This is a genomic window from Puniceibacterium antarcticum, assembly GCF_002760615.1.
GTDB classification, from domain to species: domain Bacteria; phylum Pseudomonadota; class Alphaproteobacteria; order Rhodobacterales; family Rhodobacteraceae; genus Puniceibacterium; species Puniceibacterium antarcticum.
On sequence record NZ_AWWI01000121.1, the window covers coordinates 22779 to 42740 of the forward strand.

Below are 19962 nucleotides of genomic sequence, written 5' to 3' on the forward strand. Positions count from 1 at the left end.
TGGGGACAGCAGACTGCAGGAGCACCGCATGATCAATATTTCGACCGAAGATCAGCAGAATATCATTGAGACGGCCCATACGTTGGCAGATGCTGCACGTCGGGCCGTCCTGCCCTATTTCCGCAGTCCGGGGCTGCGGTCTGACAACAAGCTGAGCCAGGGCTTTGACCCGGTGACTGCCGCGGATCGTGCGGCTGAAACCGAGATGCGCGAGATTCTGAAACGGGACCGCCCCGAGGATGCCGTGTTGGGCGAGGAGTTTGGTGCGCGAGCCGGCAGCAGTGGCCTGACCTGGGTGCTGGACCCGATTGACGGAACGCGGGGCTTTATCAGCGGCACGCCGACATGGGGCGTTCTGATTGCCCTGTCTGATGTGAGTGGGCCGCGCTATGGTCTGATCGATCAGCCCTATATTGGCGAGCGGTTCGAGGGTGGCTTTGGGCGCGCTTTGTATACAGGTCCGCAGGGTGGCGGTGCGCTGGCGGTACGCGACACGGTGCAGCTGGACGAGGCGGTGTTGTTCACCACCTTTCCCGAAGTCGGCACAGCCGAGGAGGGGGCCGCGTTCAGGCGCGTCTCTGAGCAGGTCAAGCTGACGCGCTATGGCATGGATTGTTACGCCTATGCGCTGCTGGCGGCGGGGCAGGTCGATCTGGTGATCGAGGCCGGTCTTAACCCCTATGACATTCACGCACCGATTGCCGTGATTGAGGCGGCGGGCGGGATCGTGACCGATTGGCAGGGGGGGGCGGCCCATCCGGGCGGGCGGATCATTGCTGCGGCCACACCTGCGCTGCATGCGCAGGCGCTTGCGCTGCTTGGGGGCTGACGAATCGGGCAGTGCGGCCTAAAAGTGTCTGCCGGATGAGTCCTTGAGACCCTTTTCTGTCATCCGGCGGCAGACTTCACACCGAAAAGGGCGCAAGCTGATGTGTGGAGGCTGTCCTTGTCACCAATCCTTATTAGAAATGCGCGCAAAATCCTGACGATGGATGACGCGCAAAGCGAACATGAAAGCTGTGATATCCTGCTGCGGGGCGGGGTCATCGCTGCGATTGGGCCAAACCTGCCCCCTGTGGGCGAGGTGATCGAGGCGTCGGGCTGTCTGGTGACGCCGGGCCTGATCAACACCCATCATCACCTGTATCAAAGCCTGACCAAGGCGGTGCCGGGCGGGCAGGATGCGCTGCTGTTCGGCTGGCTGCGCACACTTTATCCGATCTGGGCGCGCTTTGGCCCAGAAGAGATGCGGGTCTCGGCCCTGACCGGGCTGGCCGAGCTGGCGCTGTCGGGCTGTACGATGACCTCGGATCATCTTTACCTCTACCCCAATGGCGCGCGGCTAGACGATACGATTGACGCCGCGACCGAGATCGGGATGCGGTTTCACCCCACGCGCGGCGCGATGAGCATCGGGGAATCCGCCGGGGGCCTGCCGCCGGATTCGCTGGTAGAATCCGAGGCCGCGATCCTTGACGATTGCCTCCGGGTGATCGACGCCTTTCACGACCCCAATCCCGGCGCGATGGTGCGGGTGGGTGTCGCGCCCTGTTCGCCGTTTTCGGTCAGCCGCGAACTGATGCGCGACGCCGCCCTGCTGGCGCGGGACAAGGGCGTGCGCCTGCACACCCATCTGGCAGAAAATGACGAGGATGTCGCCTATTCCCTCGCCAAATTCGGCTGCCGCCCCGGGCAATATGCCGAGGATCTGGGTTGGACCGGCGAGGATGTCTGGCACGCCCATTGCGTGAAGCTCGATGCGCAAGAGATTGATCTGTTTGCCAGAACCCGCACCGGCGACGCCCATTGCCCCTGTTCCAACTGCCGTCTGGGCAGCGGTATCGCCCCCGTGCGGGCCATGCGTGACGCCGGGGTGCGGGTTGGTCTGGGCGTGGATGGCTCTGCCAGCAACGACACTGGGTCGCTGGTGGGCGAGGCGCGTCAGGCGCTATTGTTGCAACGGGTGGCGCGCGGCGCCGATGCCATGTCCGCGCGCGAGGCGCTGTGGATCGCGACGCGCGGCGGGGCCGAGGTGCTGGGCCGCGACGATTGCGGGCAGATCGCGGTGGGCAAACGCGCCGATCTTGCGCTATGGGATATGTCTGGCATCGAGGCGGCGGGAAACTGGGACGCCGGCGCGCTGCTCTTGGCGGGGCCGTCCAAGGTGCGGCATCTGATTGTCGAAGGGCGCCAGATCGTGCGCGACGGGCAGGTGACGACGCTGGACCTTGGCGCGGTGATTGCGCACCAAAACATGCTGGCGCGCCGTCTTGCCGAGGCGATGTGATTTAAAAAAAATAACAACAATGGAGGCTTTAACATGCGCTTTCTGTGCATTCTGATCCTGATGATGGCCAGTTCTGTCGCGGCAGAGCCTGTGACCGGGGCCGCGCAGGCGCTGAACGCTTTGCGCGCGCAGCAGGGCCTGCCGCCGCTTGTGATTTCTGAAAAGCTCCAGCTTGCCGCTGAAAGACATGCGCAGGACATGGCGCAGCGGGGCTATTTCTCGCACACCGGGGCGAACGGGTCGGATATTGCGGCCCGGGCGGGTGCGGTGGGCTTTCGCTATTGTTCCCTGGCCGAGAATATCGCCAAGGGGCAGAAATCGCTTGAGGCGGTCATGGCGGGCTGGGCCGGATCCCCCGGGCACCGGCGCAACATGCTGAAACGCGATGTGCGGGTGTTTGGACTGGCCCGAGCCAAAGGCAATATCTGGGTGATGGAGCTGGGGCGCGAAGGCTGCTGATCCAACGCGCTGCAGGCCTTTGCGGCCACAGCCCTCAGGCCAGCGCCACGGCGCGCCCGCCAATCCACACCGCCTTGATGGCGCGGTCATCGCCCATCATGATGGTGGGAAACAGCGCCTCCCAGATATCTCCGCCGCGGTTTGCCCTCTGCGCGATCGCGGGGGTCGAGGAGAGGTCGAGCGCGATGATATCCGCCTCTTTTCCCGGCGCCAGCGTGCCCACATGCTGGTCGATCCGTAGCGCCTGCGCCGACCCGACGGTTGCCAGCCACAGTAGCTCGGAGGGGTGCAGCGCGCAGCCGCGCAGCTGGCCGATCTCATAGGCCGCCGCCATGGTGCGCAGCATGGAAAAGGATGACCCGCCGCCGGTATCCGTGGCCAGCCCCACCCGCTGCCCTGCCGCCATCATCCCGGCCATGTCGAACAGTCCCGACCCGATAAAGGTGTTCGAGGTCGGACAATGCACCAGCGCCGCGCCAACCTCGGCCAGCCGGTCCTGTTCACGCGGCTCCAGATGGATCGCATGGCCATAGACGCCATTAGCCCCCAGCAGCCCGTGCATTTCATAAGTGTCGAGATAGTCGCGCGCGGTGGGGTACAGCGATCTGACCCAGTCAATTTCATCCACCTGTTCCGACAGATGGGTCTGCATCAGCAGATCCGGGTGTTCGGCCCACAGCGCGCCAAGCGCCGACAGCTGCTCGGGCGTCGAGGTGGGGGAAAACCGCGGCGTGATCACATAGTACAGCCGGTCCTGCCCGTGCCACTTTTCAATCAATGCCTTGCTGTCGTCATAGGCCGATTGCGCCGTGTCGCGCAGATCGTCGGGCGCGTTGCGATCCATGCAGGTCTTGCCCGCCAGCAGCCGCTGGCCGCGTGCCTGCGCAGCGCCCATCAGCGCATCGACGCTGGCCGGGTGGATGGTGCCATAGCTGCAGACGGTGGTGGTGCCGTTGGCGACGGTCAGATCAAGATACCGCCCGGCGATGTCAGCGGCATAGTCGGGGTCGGCAAAGCGCATTTCTTCGGGGAAGGTGTAACTGTTGAGCCAGTCGATCAGCCGCTTGCCCCAGCTCGCGATCATCGCGGTCTGGGGATAATGCACATGGGCGTCGATGAATCCCGCGCAGAGCAGGGCATTGCCATGATCCTCGACCCGCGCCTGGGGATGGGCCGCGCGAAGGGTCGCGCCGTCGTCGGTTTCCAGGATCCTCCCGTCGCGGATCAGAACCCCGCCGTGGGTGAGGTGACGCGCCGCTTCGGGGCCGTTTTCAAAGGGAGAGCTGTCAAAGGACAGCGTCTGTCCCAGAAGTAGCGTGTCATGTGACATATGGGGCCCTGCTTATCGCTAGAATGCAATGCTGATAGGGCGCCCGGCAAAGGGAAATCACGTCTCGGCCCTGTCGTTTGTCAGATCTATCTTCTAAGATCACTCGCAACAAGCAGGCGGCAGCGAGGTGCGACCATGAGCGACGAGACAGAGGTTCTGGCCCCCGAGGCTGAGCACGAAGAAGACGCTTATACGCTGGAACGTAAGGCGGTCGCGGCGATCCTTTATGCGGTCGATATCAATGACCGCGAAAAGCTGATCGAGCTGATGGAGCCGCTGCACCCGGCGGACATCGCGGACATGCTGGAACAGATCAACGCCTTTGACCGGATGCGTCTGATCAAGCTTTACGGTAGGGAATTCGACGGCGAGATCCTGACCGAACTTGACGAATCCATCCGCGAAGAGGTGATCAACCTGCTGTCGCCCGAGGTGCTGGCCGAGGCGGTGCGCGAGCTGGACAGCGACGATGTGGTCGACCTGATCGAGGATCTGGAACAGACCCAGCAGGACGCCATCCTTGAGGTGCTGGAAGACAGCGACCGGGTCGCAGTGCAGCAGTCGATGACCTATCCGGAATATTCCGCCGGTCGTCTGATGCAGCGCGAGGTGGTGATGGCGCCCGAACACTGGAACGTGGGCGAGGCGATCGATTATCTGCGCAACACTGACGAACTGCCGGATCATTTCTATCACATTGTGCTGGTCGATCCGCGTCTGCGCCCGGTGGGCAATGTCGCGCTGGGCAAGCTGATGGCGGCGCGGCGCGAGGTGATGCTGAGTTCGATCCTCGAGGAGACGTTCCATGTGATCCCGGTGACGCGCTATGACGGCGACGTGGCCTATGCGTTCAACCAGTACCACCTTATCTCGGCCCCGGTCGTGGATGAAAGCGAACGGCTTGTCGGGGTGATCACGATCGACGATGCCATGTCCGTTCTGGATGAAGAACACGAAGAGGATATCCTGCGTCTTGCGGGGGTTGGCGAAAGCTCGCTGTCGGATTCGGTGTTCGAGACGACCAAGCAGCGCTTTCCCTGGCTCGCGGTGAACCTGGTGACCGCCGTGATGGCGTCGATGGTGATCGCACAGTTCGAGGTGGCGATTGCACAGTTGGTGGCGCTGGCGGTGCTGATGCCCATTGTGGCGTCAATGGGGGGCAATGCGGGCACGCAGGCGCTGACCGTGGCAGTGCGTGCGCTGGCGACCAAGGACCTTACCGGGTCGAACGTCTGGCGGGTGATCCGGCGCGAGGTGGCGGTGGGGCTGGTCAACGGTCTGGCCTTTGCGGTGATCATGGGGCTGGTTGGGCTGTTCTGGTTCGGCTCGGTACAGCTGGGATATGTGATCGCCTCGGCCATGGTGATCAACCTTGTGGTGGCCGGGCTTGCGGGCATCGGTATCCCGATCCTGATGGAACGGGCCGGGGTGGATCCGGCGCTGGCATCGGGGGCTTTTGTGACGACGGTGACGGATGTGGTCGGCTTCTTCGCCTTTCTGGGCCTTGCGGTTCTGGTGCTGTTGTGAACCTGGAGACTGCGAAGGCAGAGGCGCGCAAGGCGGCTTTTGCCCGGCGCAAGGCGGCGTATGAGGCGGACAAAGGCAACAGTGCCGCCATCCTGTCCAGCGTTCTTGCGGGCTATCGCGGGGTGCCGGTGGCGGGGTTCCTGCCGATCCGCACCGAAATCGATCCGCGCGTGGCGATGGAGGAGGCCGCGGCCCATGGTCCTGTTGCCGTGCCGGTGATCCTGGGCAAGGGACAGCCGCTGCAATTTTCGCTGTGGGAGCCGGGCTGTGCCCTGCGTGACGGTCCGTTCGGTGCGATGGTGCCCGCTGTGGACCGCTTTATCCTTACTGAGATTCTGATCGTGCCGCTGGTGGCCTTCAGCCGCGCGGGCGGGCGGCTGGGCTATGGCGGCGGCTTTTACGACCGTACGCTGGAACTGCTGCGCAGTCAGGGCCCGATCCTTGCCATCGGCTTTGCCTACGGCGCCCAAGAGGCGCAGGATCTGCCCCTTGAACCCACCGATCAGCCTCTTGACCTGATCGTGACCGAAGCCGAGGCCATCACCCCCGCACGCCCTTGATCTTCATCTGCCCATAAATATCCCGGGGGTTTGGGGGTTGGCCCCCAATCAAGCGCTCGATCCACGCGACAAGGCGCCAAATACCTCTTTGCTTTCTGCGTTCCAAAGATTACGCAACGCCGCATGAGAACACTTTTCCTGGGTGATGTGATGGGACGTGCCGGGCGCGCCGCCATCAGTGAAAACCTTCCCCGGCTGCGCGCCGAGTGGAAGCTTGATTTTGTTGTGGTCAACGGCGAGAACGCGTCGTCCGGGGCCGGGCTGACGGGCGAACATGCCAAGGGGATCCTGGATGCGGGCGCCGATTGCGTGACGCTGGGCGATCATGCCTTTGATCAGAAGGACATGATGAGCTTTATCGAATCCGAGACCCGGATCGTGCGCCCGATCAATTTTGCCAAGCAGGCGCCGGGACGGGGCCATCGGCTTTTCTCGGATGCGCGCGGGCGCAAGGTTCTGGTGCTGCAGGTGCTGGGGCAGGTCTTTATGAAGCGCGCCTTTGACGATCCGTTCTCGGCGGCTGACGCGGTTCTGCGGGCACATCCGCTGGGCGGGCAGGCGCAGATGATCCTTGTGGACATGCATTGTGAAGCGACCAGCGAAAAGATGGGCATGGGTCATTTCTGCGACGGCCGCGCGAGCCTTGTGGTCGGCACGCACACCCATGTGCCCACAGGTGATGCGCAGATCCTGCCGGGTGGCACGGCCTTTCTGTCCGATGCGGGCATGTGCGGCGATTACAATTCGGTCATCGGCATGGACAAGGCCGAACCGATGCGCCGCTTTGTCACCGGCATGGGCAAGACGCGGTTCCAGCCCGCCCTGGGTGAGGCAACGCTGAGCGGGGTTTACGTCGAAACCGACGACCGCACGGGCAAGGCCACGCAGATCCGCATGATACGCCAGGGCGGACGGCTGGAACAGGCCGCGCCGTGACAGGCCTTTGGCGGGTGGCTTTGTGGTTCTTGGTTTCGGCGCGACAGAGCCTTTTGCCACGGGCACGGACGGCCGGGGTTTCCCTGACCTGAGATGTTTTTTTATTTTCGGGGAGGCCCGGTTGTGCAGGGTTAATTCCGTCGGTGATTATTTTTACCCCAGTCGATGGAAACTACCTTCGGCTTGGAAATGAGAAGCTTTTTTCGGGTTGTCCAGTTCCGTCTCGTGTGGTGAGGGAAAGATAGGAGTGCGATCCGGCCCTTATTTGGGCATGTCCGACTTTGGTAGCACTGCGACAGCGAGGGCTGCTTGTACTAGGCAGGCCTGTCCGTCAAATTGCAGGTGTTTAACGCGCAGGGAAGTCATTCAGAATGCAATTTATCGAACTGAGCCAGAACGCACAGGCGATTATCACGATTGCGGTCGTGGTGGGCATGTTCGTGCTGTTTGTGCGCGAGGTCTATCCGACCGAAGTGGTGGCCATCGGTGGCAGCGCTGTGCTGCTGGCGCTGGGCGTGCTGTCTTATGATGATGCGCTGAACGTGCTGTCCAACCCGGCCCCCTGGACCATCGCCGCGATGTTCATTGTCATGGGCGCGCTTGTGCGGACGGGGGCGCTGGATGCCTTTACCAGCGTTGCGCAGACGCAGGTGCAAAAGCGGCCCAAGGTGGCGATGATGGGCATCTTTTCTTTTGTGCTGGTCGCCTCGGCCTTTCTGAACAACACGCCGGTTGTGGTTGTGATGCTGCCGATCTTTGTTCAGCTGGCGCGGGTGCTGGGTGTGGCGCCGTCCAAGTTGTTGATCCCGCTCAGCTATGCGGCGATTCTGGGCGGAACGACGACACTGATTGGGACCTCGACCAACCTGTTGGTGGACGGGGTGGCACGCACGCAGGGGCTGGAGCCTTTTACGATTTTCGAGGTGACGCCGCTGGCGCTGATTCTTGTGGCCGGGGGGATGGGCTATCTGGCGCTGGCGGGGCGTTTCCTGTTGCCCAACCGGACCAGCATGGCAGGAATGCTGAGCGACCGCAGCCGCATGAAGTTCTTCACCGAGGCGGTGATTCCCCCTGACAGCAACCTGATCGGGCGCGAAGTGCTGAGCGTGCAGCTGTTCAAACGCGAAGGTGTGCGTCTGATCGACGTGATCCGGGGCGATGAATCACTGCGTCGCGATCTGGTCCGGGTGTCGTTGCAGGTCGGCGATCGGGTGGTTCTGCGCACGCAGATGAGTGAACTTCTGAGCCTGCAGAGCAATCCTCAGCTGAAGCGTGTGGATCAGGTGTCGGCAGTCGAAACATCTACCGTTGAGGTGCTGATCACGCCGGGGTGCAAGATGGTCGGGCGGTCGCTGGGCGCGCTGCGACTGCGGCGGCGGTTCGGGGTCTATCCGCTGGCTGTGCATCGTCGCAACCAGAACATCGGGCGGCAGTTGGACGAGCTTGTGGTGCGGGTGGGCGACACACTGCTGCTGGAAGGCGCGCCGGTGGATATCAAGCGGCTGGCCGAGGAGATGGCGTTGGTTGATGTCTCGCAGCCCTCGGCGCGGGCCTACCGGCGGGGCCATGCGCCTGTGGCGATTGGGGCGCTGATCGGCATCGTGGCGCTGTCGACCTTTAACGTGGCACCGATTCTTGCGCTGGCGGTGATTGCCGTGGCGGTTGTCCTGCTGACCCGCTGCATTGATGCGGACGAGGCGTTTTCCTTTGTCGAGGGGCAGTTGCTGGCGCTGATCTTTGCCATGCTGGCGATCGGCGCGGCCCTTGAATCCTCGGGCGCGGTCGAGCTGATCGTGGGGGGGATTGCACCCTACCTTGCTGCATTGCCGCATGTTTTCCTTGTGGGGGCGGTGTTCCTGCTGACCTCGACCCTGACAGAGATGGTCAGCAACAACGCCGTGGCGGTGGTTGTGACACCCATTGCCATCGGCCTTGGCACGGCGCTGGGCGTCGATCCGCGCCCGCTGGTGATTGCGGTGATGGTGGCAGCGTCCTGCAGTTTTGCGACACCGATCGGCTATCAGACCAACACCATGGTTTATGGCCCCGGGGGCTATCGGTTCAGCGATTTCCTGCGGGTCGGGATTCCGATGAACGTGGTGATCGGTGTTCTGGCCTCGATTGCGATTCCGCTGCTTTGGCCGCTGGAACTGCCGCAGCCCTAGCCTGTGGCCCGTCCAGATTGCCTGTCTGGACGGGCTTGCTAGTGACCCATGCTCTGCCCTATAAGACCGGGCGAAATTCAGGCATTTTCAAAGGGGCATGACCATGGCGGGGCATTCCAAGTGGGCCAACATCCAGCACCGCAAGGGGCGTCAGGACGCTGTGCGGTCGAAACTGTTTTCCAAGCTCTCGAAAGAGATCACCGTGGCGGCCCGGATGGGCGACCCGGATCCGGAAAAGAACCCGCGTCTGCGGCTGGCGGTGAAAGAGGCGAAATCGGTATCCGTTCCCAAGGATGTCATTGATCGCGCTATCAAAAAATCCATCGGTGGCGATGCGGAAAACTATGACGAGATCCGTTATGAGGGCTATGGCCCCAATGGTGTCGCGGTGATTGTCGAGGCGATGACCGACAACCGCAATCGCACCGCATCCAATGTGCGGTCGACCTTTACCAAGAACGGCGGCAATCTGGGAGAGACGAATTCCGTTGCTTTCATGTTCGAGCGCAAAGGCGAGATCACCTATCCGGTCAAGGTCGGCGATTCCGACACGGTGATGATGGCGGCGATTGAAGCCGGGGCAGAGGATGTGGAATCGTCGGAAGAGGGCCACATCATCTGGTGTGCGGACACGGATCTTAACGAGGTGGCCACCGCGCTGGAACCGGCGCTGGGGGAATCGGACTCGACCAAGCTGGTCTGGCGCCCGGGCACCACGACCGAGCTGGATCTGGATGGCATGCAGTCGCTGATGAAGCTGGTCGAGGCGCTGGAAGATGACGACGACGTGCAGCGCGTCACCACCAATTTTGAAGCCAGCGACGAGGTCATGGCGCAGCTTTGATCTGCGCCGCAACCCCCTGAAAACCGCGTATGGAAACCGTATGGAGTGCGTATGGTTTTCATATGGCGGGGGTCTGGGGAGTGGATTTCCAGCGGGGCGGGGGAAACCCCGCCCCGTGGAGCTTTCAGTGGTGCCGTCATTGTTGCAGATGGCTCTGGGCCGCCTTGCGCAGGGCGCGGGTGACGGGGACAAGCGGGCGTTCGACCAGACGGCGCACCTGCCAGATCAGCGGCACATCAAGGGCAGTGTCCGCCCTGAGGGGGACCAGACGCCCCTGTTCCAGATCCTGCTGCACCAGCGGTGCGGGATTCATCCCCCAGCCAAGGCCCAGCCGACAGGCATCGACAAAACCATGTGACGAGGGCAGGTGATGTGTCGGGGCCGAGACCGCCTGACCGAAGGTCTGGCGCATCCATTGTTCCTGCAATCCATCCTTTTGATTGAAGCGCAGCATCGGCGCGGCGGCGAGTGTTGCCGTGCTGACACCTGTGGCGAAGTGCCGGGCCTGAAAGTCCGGCGAACAGGTGGCAATGTAGCGCAAGGCCCCCATCGGATGGGCGGTGCAGCCCTGTACCGGGCGGGCATGGTCGGTGATGGCGGCCGAAACCTCGCCCCGGCGCAGCCAGTGTGCGGCATGGGCCTGATCATCGGTGACGATGTCAAAGATCAGCCCCCGCGTCGCGGCGAGCGCGGGCAGCACCCAGGTGGCAAGACTGTCTGCGGTGACGGCGATGCGCACCCGCGCGGGGCTGGAGGACTGGCCGAGATCCGAGGCGAGTTCTGCTTCGAGCAGGGCGCGTTCATCGGCATGCCGGGCGAGGCGTGCGCCGGTTTGCGTGGCGGTGCAGGGGCTGGTGCGCAGCACGAGCGGCGTGCCGACCCGGTCTTCGAGAGCGCGCAGCCGCTGAGAGATGGCGGAGGGGGTGACCGAAAGCGCCGCCGCGGCGGCGTCAAAGCTGCCATGGGTGAGAATGGCCGAGAGCGCGGCAAGCTGGGCGGCATCAAGCTGCATTAGAGCACTTTGCATTTGATTTGAACAGCAAGACGCGGCCTCTCCCTTCGGTCGAACGCATCTTGCGATGTACCTGAGTCAGATAAAATGCAAGACGCTTTAGCAATCCTTCATCAGCATGAGAAAGTTTAATTACTCTTATCATGGATCACCGGCTAGGGCTGCCCCTGTCACAACAACAAGGTGGGTGGGTATGCAGGCGGCACTGGCGGGATTCGGATTGGGGCTGAGCCTGATTTTGGCGATCGGGGCGCAGAATGCCTTTGTGCTGCGGCAGGGGCTGGGGCGCGCGCATGTGTTTGCGGTCTGTCTGACCTGTGCGCTGTCTGATGCGGTGCTGATTGCCGCCGGGGTGGCGGGGTTCGGTGCGCTGACGCAGGCGGTGCCGGGGCTGGAATGGGGGATGCGGCTGTTCGGGGCGGGATTCCTGTTTTGGTATGGCGCGCGGTCGCTGGCGGCGGCCTGGCGGGGAGGCGAAGTGTTGCGCGCCGGTACGGGTGCTCCGTCGCTGCGCGCGGCGCTGCTGACCTGCATCGCGCTGACCTGGCTGAACCCGCATGTCTATCTGGACACGGTGGTGTTGCTGGGCGCGGTGGCGGCGCAATATGAGGACCGGCTGGGGTTTGCGCTGGGGGCGATGGCGGCGTCTTTTGTGTTCTTCTTTGCGCTGGGATATGGCGCACGGCTGTTGTCGCCGCTGCTGGCGCGTCCCGGGGCCTGGCGGGTGCTGGACGGCGCGATCGGTGGGATGATGTGGCTGATCGCGGTGTCGCTGCTGGTGGGATAGGGGCGCGGCCCCGTCGCGTTGTGCGCGACAGGTGATTATCGGGGGGCGGGGCCCCCCGTCGCGCTGTGCCGCGTCGAGATGTTGTAGGGGGCGCTGCCCCCGTCGCGCTGTGCGCGACGAAAGAGTGTCAGGGGGCGCTGCCCCCGGTCCGCCTGACGGCGCCCCCCCCCGGGATATTTGGGGACAGGTGAAACGGGGGGATTTTGCTTGCATGCGGGGCGCGCGCGCGGCAGGTCATTCGGGACTTAAAGAGCGGGACCACGACATGACATCTTCTTCTGCGGCAGCGGTGGCGCCCCGTGTGGCCGGGCAGCGGCCTTTGGCGGGCATTCTGTGGATGGTGGTGACGGGGCTGTGCTTTGTCGGGGTGACCGCGCTGGTCAAGACGCTGCACGGGCGGGTGCCGGCGGCCGAGAGCGCGTTTCTGCGGTATCTGATGGGGTTGGTGTTTCTGATTCCGGTGTGGCGCGAGCTTGTGGCGCTGCGCCTGACGCGGCGGCAATGGCGGTTGTTCACCCTGCGCGGCGCGGTGCATTCTGTGGGGGTTCTGCTGTGGTTCTTTGCCATGTCGCGCCTGCCCTTGGCCGAGGTCACGGCGATGGGATATTTAACGCCGGTGGGGGTGACGATCCTTGCGGTGATCGTGCTGGGCGAGCGGCTGGCGGTGCGGCGGATCCTGGCGATCTGTGCCGCCCTCGGGGGGGCGATGCTGATCCTGCGGCCCGGGTTTCGCGAGTTGGATCCGGGGCATTTTGCCATGCTGGGGACGGCGGTGCTCTATTCTGCGTCCTATCTTACCGCCAAGATCCTGTCGGATGAGCTGTCGGCGGTGGTGGTTGTGGCACTGCTGTCGGTGATGGTGACGATTGGCCTTGCGCCCTTTGCCTATGCCGTCTGGGTGACGCCGCGCCTGGGGGATGTCGGCATCCTGTTCTGTGTGGCCTGCTTTGCCACGGCGGGGCATTATGCCATGACGCTGGCCTTTGCCGCAGCACCGGTGACGCTCACGCAGCCCGTGACCTTTTTGCAGCTGGTCTGGTCGGTTATGGTGGGGCTTGCGGTCTTTGGCGAGCCGATCGACCCTTGGGTGGTCGCGGGGGGCTGTGTCATCCTTGCCGCTGTCAGCTTTATCACCTGGCGGGAGGCGCGGCTGAAGCGGCGCTATGTGACGCCGCCGTCCCCGGCGACCAAAGTTTAGGCGGCGGGCGGGCGTTTTGCGTTTTGATTGACTGATCAATCAATCAACGCCATGCTGCCTGCCTTATAGGGGAATCGTTATGCCGAAGATCGGAATGGAGCCGAAGCGCCGGGCGGCGCTGGTTCAGGCCGCGATCTGCGAGATCGGGGCGGCGGGGTCGCTGAACGTCACCGTGGGTCAGATTGCGCGCCGCGCGGGCGTGTCCAGCGCGCTGGCACATCATTATTTTGGCAGCAAGGCGCAGATCCTGTCTGCGGCCATGCGGCACATTCTGTCAGATTATTCGCGCGAGGTGCGCGAGGCGCTGGTGGCGGCGCAGGGGCCGCAGGACCGGCTGCGCGCGGTGATTGCGGCGAACTTTGCCGACAGCTGTTTCGAGCCGGCGGTGATTTCGGCCTGGCTGAATTTTTACGTGCTGGCGCAGCGCGACCCAGAGGCGGGGCGGCTGTTGCGGATCTATCAGGGGCGGCTGCGGTCGAACCTGAAACACGCGCTGCGCGCCCATATGGCGCGGCCCGGCCCCGCCGCCGAGTTGCTGGCTGCGTTGATTGACGGGATGTATCTGCGCGCGGCCCTGGGTGGCGCGGGATTTGAAGAGGACGCCGCAGCGCAGGTCATGACCTGTGTCGAGGCACTGATCAGAGAGCAGAACACATGACACAAAACATATTGATCGTGATGGTGGACCAGCTGAACGGCACACTGTTTCCGGATGGGCCCGCCGAGTGGCTGCATGCGCCGAACCTGAAGCGGCTGGCGGCGCGCTCTACCCGGTTTGCCAATGCCTATACTGCCTCACCGCTGTGCGCGCCGGGGCGGGCGGCGTTCATGTCTGGCCAGTTGCCCAGCGGCACTGGGGTCTATGACAATGCGGCGGAATTTGCGTCTTCTATCCCGACCTATGCGCATCATCTGCGCCGGGCGGGGTATCAGACTTGCCTCTCGGGCAAGATGCATTTTGTCGGGCCGGATCAGCTGCACGGGTTCGAGCAGCGCCTGACCACCGACATCTATCCCGCCGATTTCGGCTGGACGCCCGATTACCGCAAACCCGGCGAGCGGATTGACTGGTGGTATCACAACATGGGGTCGGTCACCGGCGCCGGGGTGGCCGAGACGTCGAACCAGATGGAATATGATGACGAGGTCGCCTTTCTGGCGCAACAGAAGCTGTATGACCTTGCGCGCGGGGCGGATGCGCGGCCCTGGTGCCTTACGGTGAGTTTCACCCACCCGCATGATCCTTACGTCGCGCGGCGCAAATACTGGGACCTTTACGAACACTGCGAACATCTGCTGCCAGAGGTTCCGGCGATGTCCTATGACGATCATGATCCGCATGCGCAGCGCATCTTTGACGCCAATGACTGGCGGTCCTATGACATCACCGAAGAGCATATCCGCCGGGCGCGCCGGGCCTATTTCGCCAATATCTCGTATCTTGATGACAAGATCGGGGAGGTGCTGGATGTGCTGGAGCGCACCCGCCAAGAGGCGATTGTGGTCTTTGTCAGCGACCATGGCGATATGCTGGGCGAGCGCGGGCTGTGGTACAAGATGTCCTTTCTTGAGGGGTCGTCGCGGGTGCCGATGATGATCGCAGCGCCCCAGATGACGCCGGGACGGGTCGCAACGCCGGTGAGCAATATCGACATCTGTCCGACGCTTTGCGCGCTGGCGGGGGTGAGCATGGACGAGGTCATGCCCTGGACCACGGGAGAGAGCCTGATGCCGCTGGGGCAGGGTGGCACGCGCGCAAGTCCGGTGGCGATGGAATATGCAGCAGAGGCGTCTTATGCGCCTATGGTGGCGCTGCGGCAGGGGCGGTGGAAATACACCAACTGCGCGCTGGACCCCGAGCAGCTGTTTGACCTTGAGGCCGATCCGCATGAGCTGAGCAATCTGGCCGAGGATCTCGCGCAGGCAAAGGTGCTGGAGCGGTTCCGCATCATGGCCGCCGAGCGCTGGGATCTGGAGGCGTTAGACGCGGATGTGCGTGCAAGTCAGGCGCAGCGCTGGGTGGTTTACGGCGCGCTGCGGCAGGGGGGATATTACCCCTGGGATTACCAGCCGCTGCAGAAGGCCAGCGAGCGTTACATGCGCAATCACATGGATCTGAACGATCTGGAAGGGGACAAAAGGTTCCCTAGAGGAGAGTGACTTAGCAGATTTCCGCCGAAAACGAGGAACAATGGCGGGCAGGGCCTGTTGTCCTGTGACATCCGAACCGGCGGCAAGCCGGATAAGAAGAAACAACAAGGGGACACGTTCATGACCTACCTTATCTCATTCGGGATCCTGATGGCCTTTGGTCTTGTGATCTTTGTGACCATCAAATGGTGGAACCTGCGGTTGATCGGGCCGGACCCGGTGCCGATGTTCGTGTTTATCGCGATCCTGTTCACCTCGGGTCTGGATGTGGGGCTGATCATGTTCCCGCTGGCCTTCGACTTTCCGCTTTATGCGGACACAGAGGCGAACCCGGCCTATGCCTTTACCAATCCGCTGGCGCTGGAATTCGGGTTCTGGGGCTTTCTGATCTGGGCCTTTTATTTCCTGACGGCGTTTTACTTCTGCGCGATCGAGCCGCGGGTGAAGTTCTTTGAAAAGCCGTTTGTGCGGCTGGTCAATAACATGGTGATCGTCACCACCTGCGCCTTTACCGGGTCGCTGTTCCTGATTTACTTGCCCTATTATCTGCCCCGCATCGGCGATGGGGAAACGGTGGTCACCACCTTCTATGTCATCGTCTTTGCGGTGATCCTGGCGGCGTCCTACAGTTCGACAGACATCAAGTTCGTGAAGGTGCTGAGCATCGGGTCAACCCTGCTGTTTCTGGGGCTGATTGTCGGCATGTGGATCTATGCGGGCATGTCGATCAGCGAATTTGGCACAACCATCAGCAATGTCGGCGGGTATTTCGCAAATATCGAACGGTTTGTGCTGCCACTGACGGATTATCACGAATTCTATCTGTTCTGGTGGTTCGCCTGGTCGGTGATGATCGGGCAGTTCACGTCCCGCTTTGTGGGCGGCATGAAGGTGCAGCACATGCTGGCGGCGCTGATGATCATCCCGTCCATCCCGCTGGCTGTGTGGTTTTCGGTGCTGTATTTCTACTATCAGAACGGCATTTCGACCGATGGTCTGGTGAACTGGGCGATGGTGTTTGTCGGCACGACCTTTGTGATCAATTCGCTTGATTCGCTGATCCGGCTTTACACCGACAACCTGAACCTGACGACCGAACGCTTTGGCAAATGGACCTATGTGGCGGGCAACACGGCGGTGCTGTTTGTGCTGACGCTGCTGTTCAAGAGCCAGTGGCTGCAGATCGAATGGGTCGGCGGCGTGGTTATCGCGCTCTATGTCGGCGTGCTGGTCACCATCGCCATGCGCCACCGCGAGGTGCTGAGCGATGTGAAGGGAACCTACAAGAAACCGGCGCTTGACCTCGATTAAGCGCCTGACGCCCCGAGCCACAGGGTCCGGGGCGGACCCGAAAAGGAAAGAGACACGATGCAGACGCAACCTAAAGCCAGCCATTTCATTGACGGGCAGTATGTCGAAGATACCAGCGGTGAGCTGATCGAGGTGGTCTATCCGGCCACGGGCGAGGTGATCGCCAAGGTCCATGCCGCAACACCCGCGATCATCGAGCAGGCCATCACGGCGGCCCATCGCGCCCAGAAGGACTGGGCCAAGATGAGCGGCACCGCGCGGGGCCGTGTGCTGCGCCGCGCTGCGGACATCATGCGCGAACGCAATCACGACCTGTCGGTGCTTGAGACCTATGACACCGGCAAGCCCTATCAGGAGACATCTGTCGCGGATGCCACCAGTGGCGCGGATGCGCTGGAATATTTCGGCGGGCTGGCCGGGTCGCTGACCGGCGAGCATATCCAGCTGGGGGATGATTGGGTCTATACCCGTCGTGAACCGCTGGGTCTGTGCGTGGGCATTGGCGCCTGGAACTATCCGACGCAGATCGCCTGCTGGAAGGGCGCACCGGCGCTGGCCTGCGGCAATGCGATGATTTTCAAACCCTCGGAAAACACGCCGCTGTGTGCGCTGAAGGTGGCCGAGATCCTGATGGAAGCTGGCGCCCCTGCGGGCCTCTACAACGTCGTGCAGGGCATGGGCGCGGTGGGTGCGTCGCTGGTGACGGACCCGCGCGTTGACAAGGTGTCGCTGACCGGGTCGGTGCCGACGGGTAAGAAGGTCTATGCCGCCGCAGCTGCGGGCATCAAGCATGTGACCATGGAGCTGGGCGGCAAGTCGCCGCTGGTGATCTTTGACGATGCAAACCTTGAGGATGCCGTGGGCGGCGCGATTTTGGCGAATTTCTATTCTTCCGGCCAGATCTGTTCCAACGGCACGCGGGTCTTTGTGCAAAAGGGCCTTCGCGCGGCATTCGTGAAACGGCTGGCCGAACGTCTGGGCACTGCGGTGATTGGCGATCCGATGGACCCCGAGACGAATTTCGGCCCGCTGGTCAGTGCGCGCCAGATGGAGATCGTGCAGGGCTATATCGCCAAGGGTGTCGCAGAAGGCGCCACGCTGGTGTGCGGCGGTGAGCGGCTGGACAAGCCGGGGTTCTGGATCACACCGGTGATCTTTGACGGTGTCACCGATGAGATGACCATTGCGCGCGAAGAGATCTTTGGCCCGGTGCTGTCGGTGCTGGAGTTCGAGGATGAGGATGAGGTGATCGCCCGGGCGAATGCCACCGAATTCGGCCTGTCGGCGGGGGTGTTCACCAATGATTTCACCCGCGCGCACCGGGTGATCGCGCAGCTTGAGGCCGGGACCTGTTTCATCAACTCCTACAACGATGCGCCGGTCGAGGCGCCGTTTGGCGGCATGAAGAACTCCGGCGTGGGGCGTGAAAACTCCAAGGCCGCGATCGAGCATTATTCGCAGCTGAAGACGGTCTATGTGCGCATGGGCCATGTGGAAGCGCCTTACTGAGGCGCGCTTTGCGTCGCTCCCACCCGCCCGCCCCGCGCCGCAAAGCGCGCGGCGTGGCGTTGGGGGGAGAGGGCAAAGAAGACAATGTGCTGAGACGCGGGTGATGGGCAGGTCTGCCCATCCCTGTGCTCAGGCGAGTTTATGAGGCGAGTCTCCCATGCCTCAAGGCGTCGGCTGTGCCGAACCTTGACCCACGGCAGACTCACCGAGGAAAGGTGGAAAAGATGGAAGCGGATTATGTAATTGTAGGGGCGGGGTCAGCGGGCTGCGCCATGGCGTATCGTTTGGCCGAGGCCGGGAAATCGGTGCTGGTCATCGAACATGGCGGGTCGGATGCGGGGCCGTTCATCAACATGCCCGGCGCGCTGAGCTATCCGATGAACATGAAGATGTATGACTGGGGCTATGAGAGCGAGCCTGAGGCGCATCTGGGGGGTCGCAAGCTGGCCTGTCCGCGGGGCAAGGTGATTGGCGGATCGTCCAGCATCAACGGCATGGTCTATGTGCGCGGCCATGCGATGGATTTCGACCACTGGCGCGAATCCGGTGCCGACGGCTGGGGCTACGCCGATGTGCTGCCCTATTTCCGGCGCATGGAGCATTGGCATGGCGGCACATCCGACTGGCGCGGCGCCAAGGGGCCGCTGCATGTGACGCGCGGCAAGCGGGAGAATCCGCTGGTCAAGGCGTTTGTCGAGGCGGGTGTTCAGGCCGGCTATGAGGCGACTGAGGATTACAACGGCGAAAAGCAGGAAGGCTTTGGCCCGATGGAGGCGACCATCTACAAGGGGGAACGCTGGTCCGCGGCCAAGGCCTATCTGCGCCCGGCGGAAAAGCTGGGGGCACAGGTGGTGCGCGCGCTGGCGCAGAAGGTGGTGATGCAGGACGGGCGCGCCGTCGGGGTCGAGGTTGTGCGCGCGGGCAAGACCGAGGTCATTACAGCGCATAAAGAGGTCATTCTGGCGGCCTCCTCTCTCAACTCGCCCAAGTTGCTGATGTTGTCGGGGATCGGCCCGGCGGCGCATCTGGCCGAGCATGGGATCGAGGTTGTGGCGGATCGCCCCGGCGTGGGGCAGAATCTGCAGGATCACCTTGAGCTCTATCTGCAGATGAAGGCGACGCAGCCCGTGACGCTGTTCAAATACTGGAACCTGTTGGGCAAGGCCTATGTCGGCGCGCGCTGGATGCTGCGCAAGGATGGGCCCGGCGCGTCGAACCAGTTTGAATCGGCAGCCTTTGTGCGTTCCAAAGCCGGGGTGCCCTATCCCGACATCCAGTATCATTTCCTGCCGCTCGCCGTGCGCTATGACGGCAAGGTCGCGGCCGAGGGGCATGGATTTCAGGCCCATGTTGGCCCGATGCGGTCAAAGTCGCGCGGGGCGGTGACGCTGCGGTCTGCCAATCCGGGTGATGATCCGGTGATCAAATTCAACTACATGAGCCATCCCGAAGATTGGGAGGATTTCCGCACCTGCATCCGTCTGACGCGCGAGATCTTTGAACAGGAGGCGTTTGCGCCTTATGTGGGGCACGAAATTCAGCCGGGGGCGGACGTGCAGTCGGACGCCGATCTGGATGCGTTCATCGCCGAACATGCAGAAAGCGCCTATCATCCCTGCGGCACCTGCCGGATGGGGGCGGCGGGTGATCCTGATGCGGTTGTCGATCCGCAGGGCCGGGTGATCGGGGTCGAGGGGCTGCGGGTGGCGGATTCCTCGATCTTTCCGCGCATCACCAATGGCAATCTGAACGGGCCATCGATCATGGTGGGTGAAAAGATCGCTGATCATGTGCTGGAGCGGCAGTTGCCCCCGGCGAATGACGCGCCCTGGATCAGCCCCCGGTGGGAAACCGCACAACGTTAATATTGTTGACGAATTCGGGTT

The 19962-nt window shown here is 62.8% G+C and carries 17 protein-coding genes; 15 read left to right on the forward strand and 2 right to left on the reverse strand.

The annotated features are described in order from the left end of the window. Positions 1–28 precede the first annotated feature (28 nt). The 3 genes from hisN (at position 29) to P775_RS17180 (ending at position 2746) form a co-directional block, all read left to right on the forward strand. On the forward strand, positions 29–829 hold the full coding sequence (hisN, locus tag P775_RS17170) for a histidinol-phosphatase (RefSeq protein ID WP_099912124.1): 801 nt from the start codon (positions 29–31) through the stop codon (positions 827–829). Between the two features lie 117 nt (positions 830–946). Further along, positions 947–2287, forward strand: a complete 1341-nt coding sequence (locus P775_RS17175) for an 8-oxoguanine deaminase (protein ID WP_099912125.1) — start codon at positions 947–949, stop codon at positions 2285–2287. A gap of 33 nt (positions 2288–2320) precedes the next feature. Further along, positions 2321–2746 carry a CAP domain-containing protein gene (locus P775_RS17180; RefSeq protein ID WP_099912126.1) on the forward strand — a complete coding sequence of 142 codons (426 nt, stop codon included), beginning with the start codon at positions 2321–2323 and terminating at the stop codon, positions 2744–2746. Between the two features lie 34 nt (positions 2747–2780). On the opposite strand, the gene guaD is transcribed toward P775_RS17180, so the two are convergent. Further along, positions 2781–4076: a guanine deaminase gene (gene guaD / locus P775_RS17185; RefSeq protein WP_099912127.1), complete on the reverse strand. Its 1296-nt coding sequence runs from the start codon at positions 4074–4076 to the stop codon at positions 2781–2783. A 135-nt stretch (positions 4077–4211) separates the two neighbouring features. Between guaD and mgtE the strand changes: the two genes are divergently transcribed. The 5 genes from mgtE to P775_RS17210 all read left to right on the forward strand — a co-directional run bounded on the left by mgtE (position 4212) and on the right by P775_RS17210 (position 10108). Continuing rightward, positions 4212–5603: a magnesium transporter gene (mgtE, locus tag P775_RS17190; protein ID WP_099912128.1), complete on the forward strand. Its 1392-nt coding sequence runs from the start codon at positions 4212–4214 to the stop codon at positions 5601–5603. Then, on the forward strand, positions 5600–6163 hold the full coding sequence (locus tag P775_RS17195; RefSeq protein ID WP_099912129.1) for a 5-formyltetrahydrofolate cyclo-ligase: 564 nt from the start codon (positions 5600–5602) through the stop codon (positions 6161–6163). Before mgtE ends, P775_RS17195 begins: the two co-directional genes overlap by 4 nt. A gap of 123 nt (positions 6164–6286) precedes the next feature. Then, positions 6287–7099 carry a TIGR00282 family metallophosphoesterase gene (locus P775_RS17200; protein ID WP_099912130.1) on the forward strand — a complete coding sequence of 271 codons (813 nt, stop codon included), beginning with the start codon at positions 6287–6289 and terminating at the stop codon, positions 7097–7099. A 371-nt stretch (positions 7100–7470) separates the two neighbouring features. Further along, positions 7471–9264 (forward strand): SLC13 family permease, encoded by a 1794-nt coding sequence (locus P775_RS17205; protein WP_099912131.1) that lies wholly within the window; start codon positions 7471–7473, stop codon positions 9262–9264. A gap of 103 nt (positions 9265–9367) precedes the next feature. Further along, a complete protein-coding gene (locus P775_RS17210; RefSeq protein ID WP_099912132.1) occupies positions 9368–10108 on the forward strand; it encodes a YebC/PmpR family DNA-binding transcriptional regulator in 741 nt (246 codons plus the stop codon). Positions 10109–10244: 136 nt separating this feature from the next. Here the strand turns inward: P775_RS17210 and P775_RS17215 are convergent, their stop codons facing one another. After that, a complete protein-coding gene (locus tag P775_RS17215; protein WP_099912133.1) occupies positions 10245–11120 on the reverse strand; it encodes a LysR family transcriptional regulator ArgP in 876 nt (291 codons plus the stop codon). A 193-nt stretch (positions 11121–11313) separates the two neighbouring features. Here P775_RS17215 and P775_RS17220 point away from each other — a divergent pair, with 193 nt between their 5' ends. From P775_RS17220 to betA, 7 genes are all read left to right on the forward strand, one after another. Next, entirely contained in the window at positions 11314–11907 is a 594-nt protein-coding gene (locus tag P775_RS17220; RefSeq protein ID WP_099912134.1) for a LysE/ArgO family amino acid transporter, read from the forward strand. 265 nt (positions 11908–12172) lie between these two features. Then, positions 12173–13105 (forward strand): DMT family transporter, encoded by a 933-nt coding sequence (locus tag P775_RS17225; protein ID WP_245875739.1) that lies wholly within the window; start codon positions 12173–12175, stop codon positions 13103–13105. Between the two features lie 79 nt (positions 13106–13184). Then, a complete protein-coding gene (betI, locus tag P775_RS17230; protein ID WP_099912135.1) occupies positions 13185–13763 on the forward strand; it encodes a choline-binding transcriptional repressor BetI in 579 nt (192 codons plus the stop codon). Further along, entirely contained in the window at positions 13760–15265 is a 1506-nt protein-coding gene (betC, locus tag P775_RS17235; protein ID WP_099912136.1) for a choline-sulfatase, read from the forward strand. The genes betI and betC overlap by 4 nt, the downstream gene beginning before the upstream one ends. Before the next feature lie 111 nt (positions 15266–15376). Further along, complete coding sequence (locus P775_RS17240) at positions 15377–16567, forward strand: BCCT family transporter (RefSeq protein WP_099912137.1); 1191 nt, start codon at positions 15377–15379, stop codon at positions 16565–16567. A 57-nt stretch (positions 16568–16624) separates the two neighbouring features. Further along, positions 16625–18076, forward strand: a complete 1452-nt coding sequence (gene betB, locus P775_RS17245; protein WP_099912138.1) for a betaine-aldehyde dehydrogenase — start codon at positions 16625–16627, stop codon at positions 18074–18076. 224 nt (positions 18077–18300) lie between these two features. Next, positions 18301–19941, forward strand: coding sequence for a choline dehydrogenase (gene betA / locus P775_RS17250; protein WP_099912139.1), 1641 nt, complete (start codon positions 18301–18303; stop codon positions 19939–19941). Positions 19942–19962 lie beyond the last annotated feature (21 nt).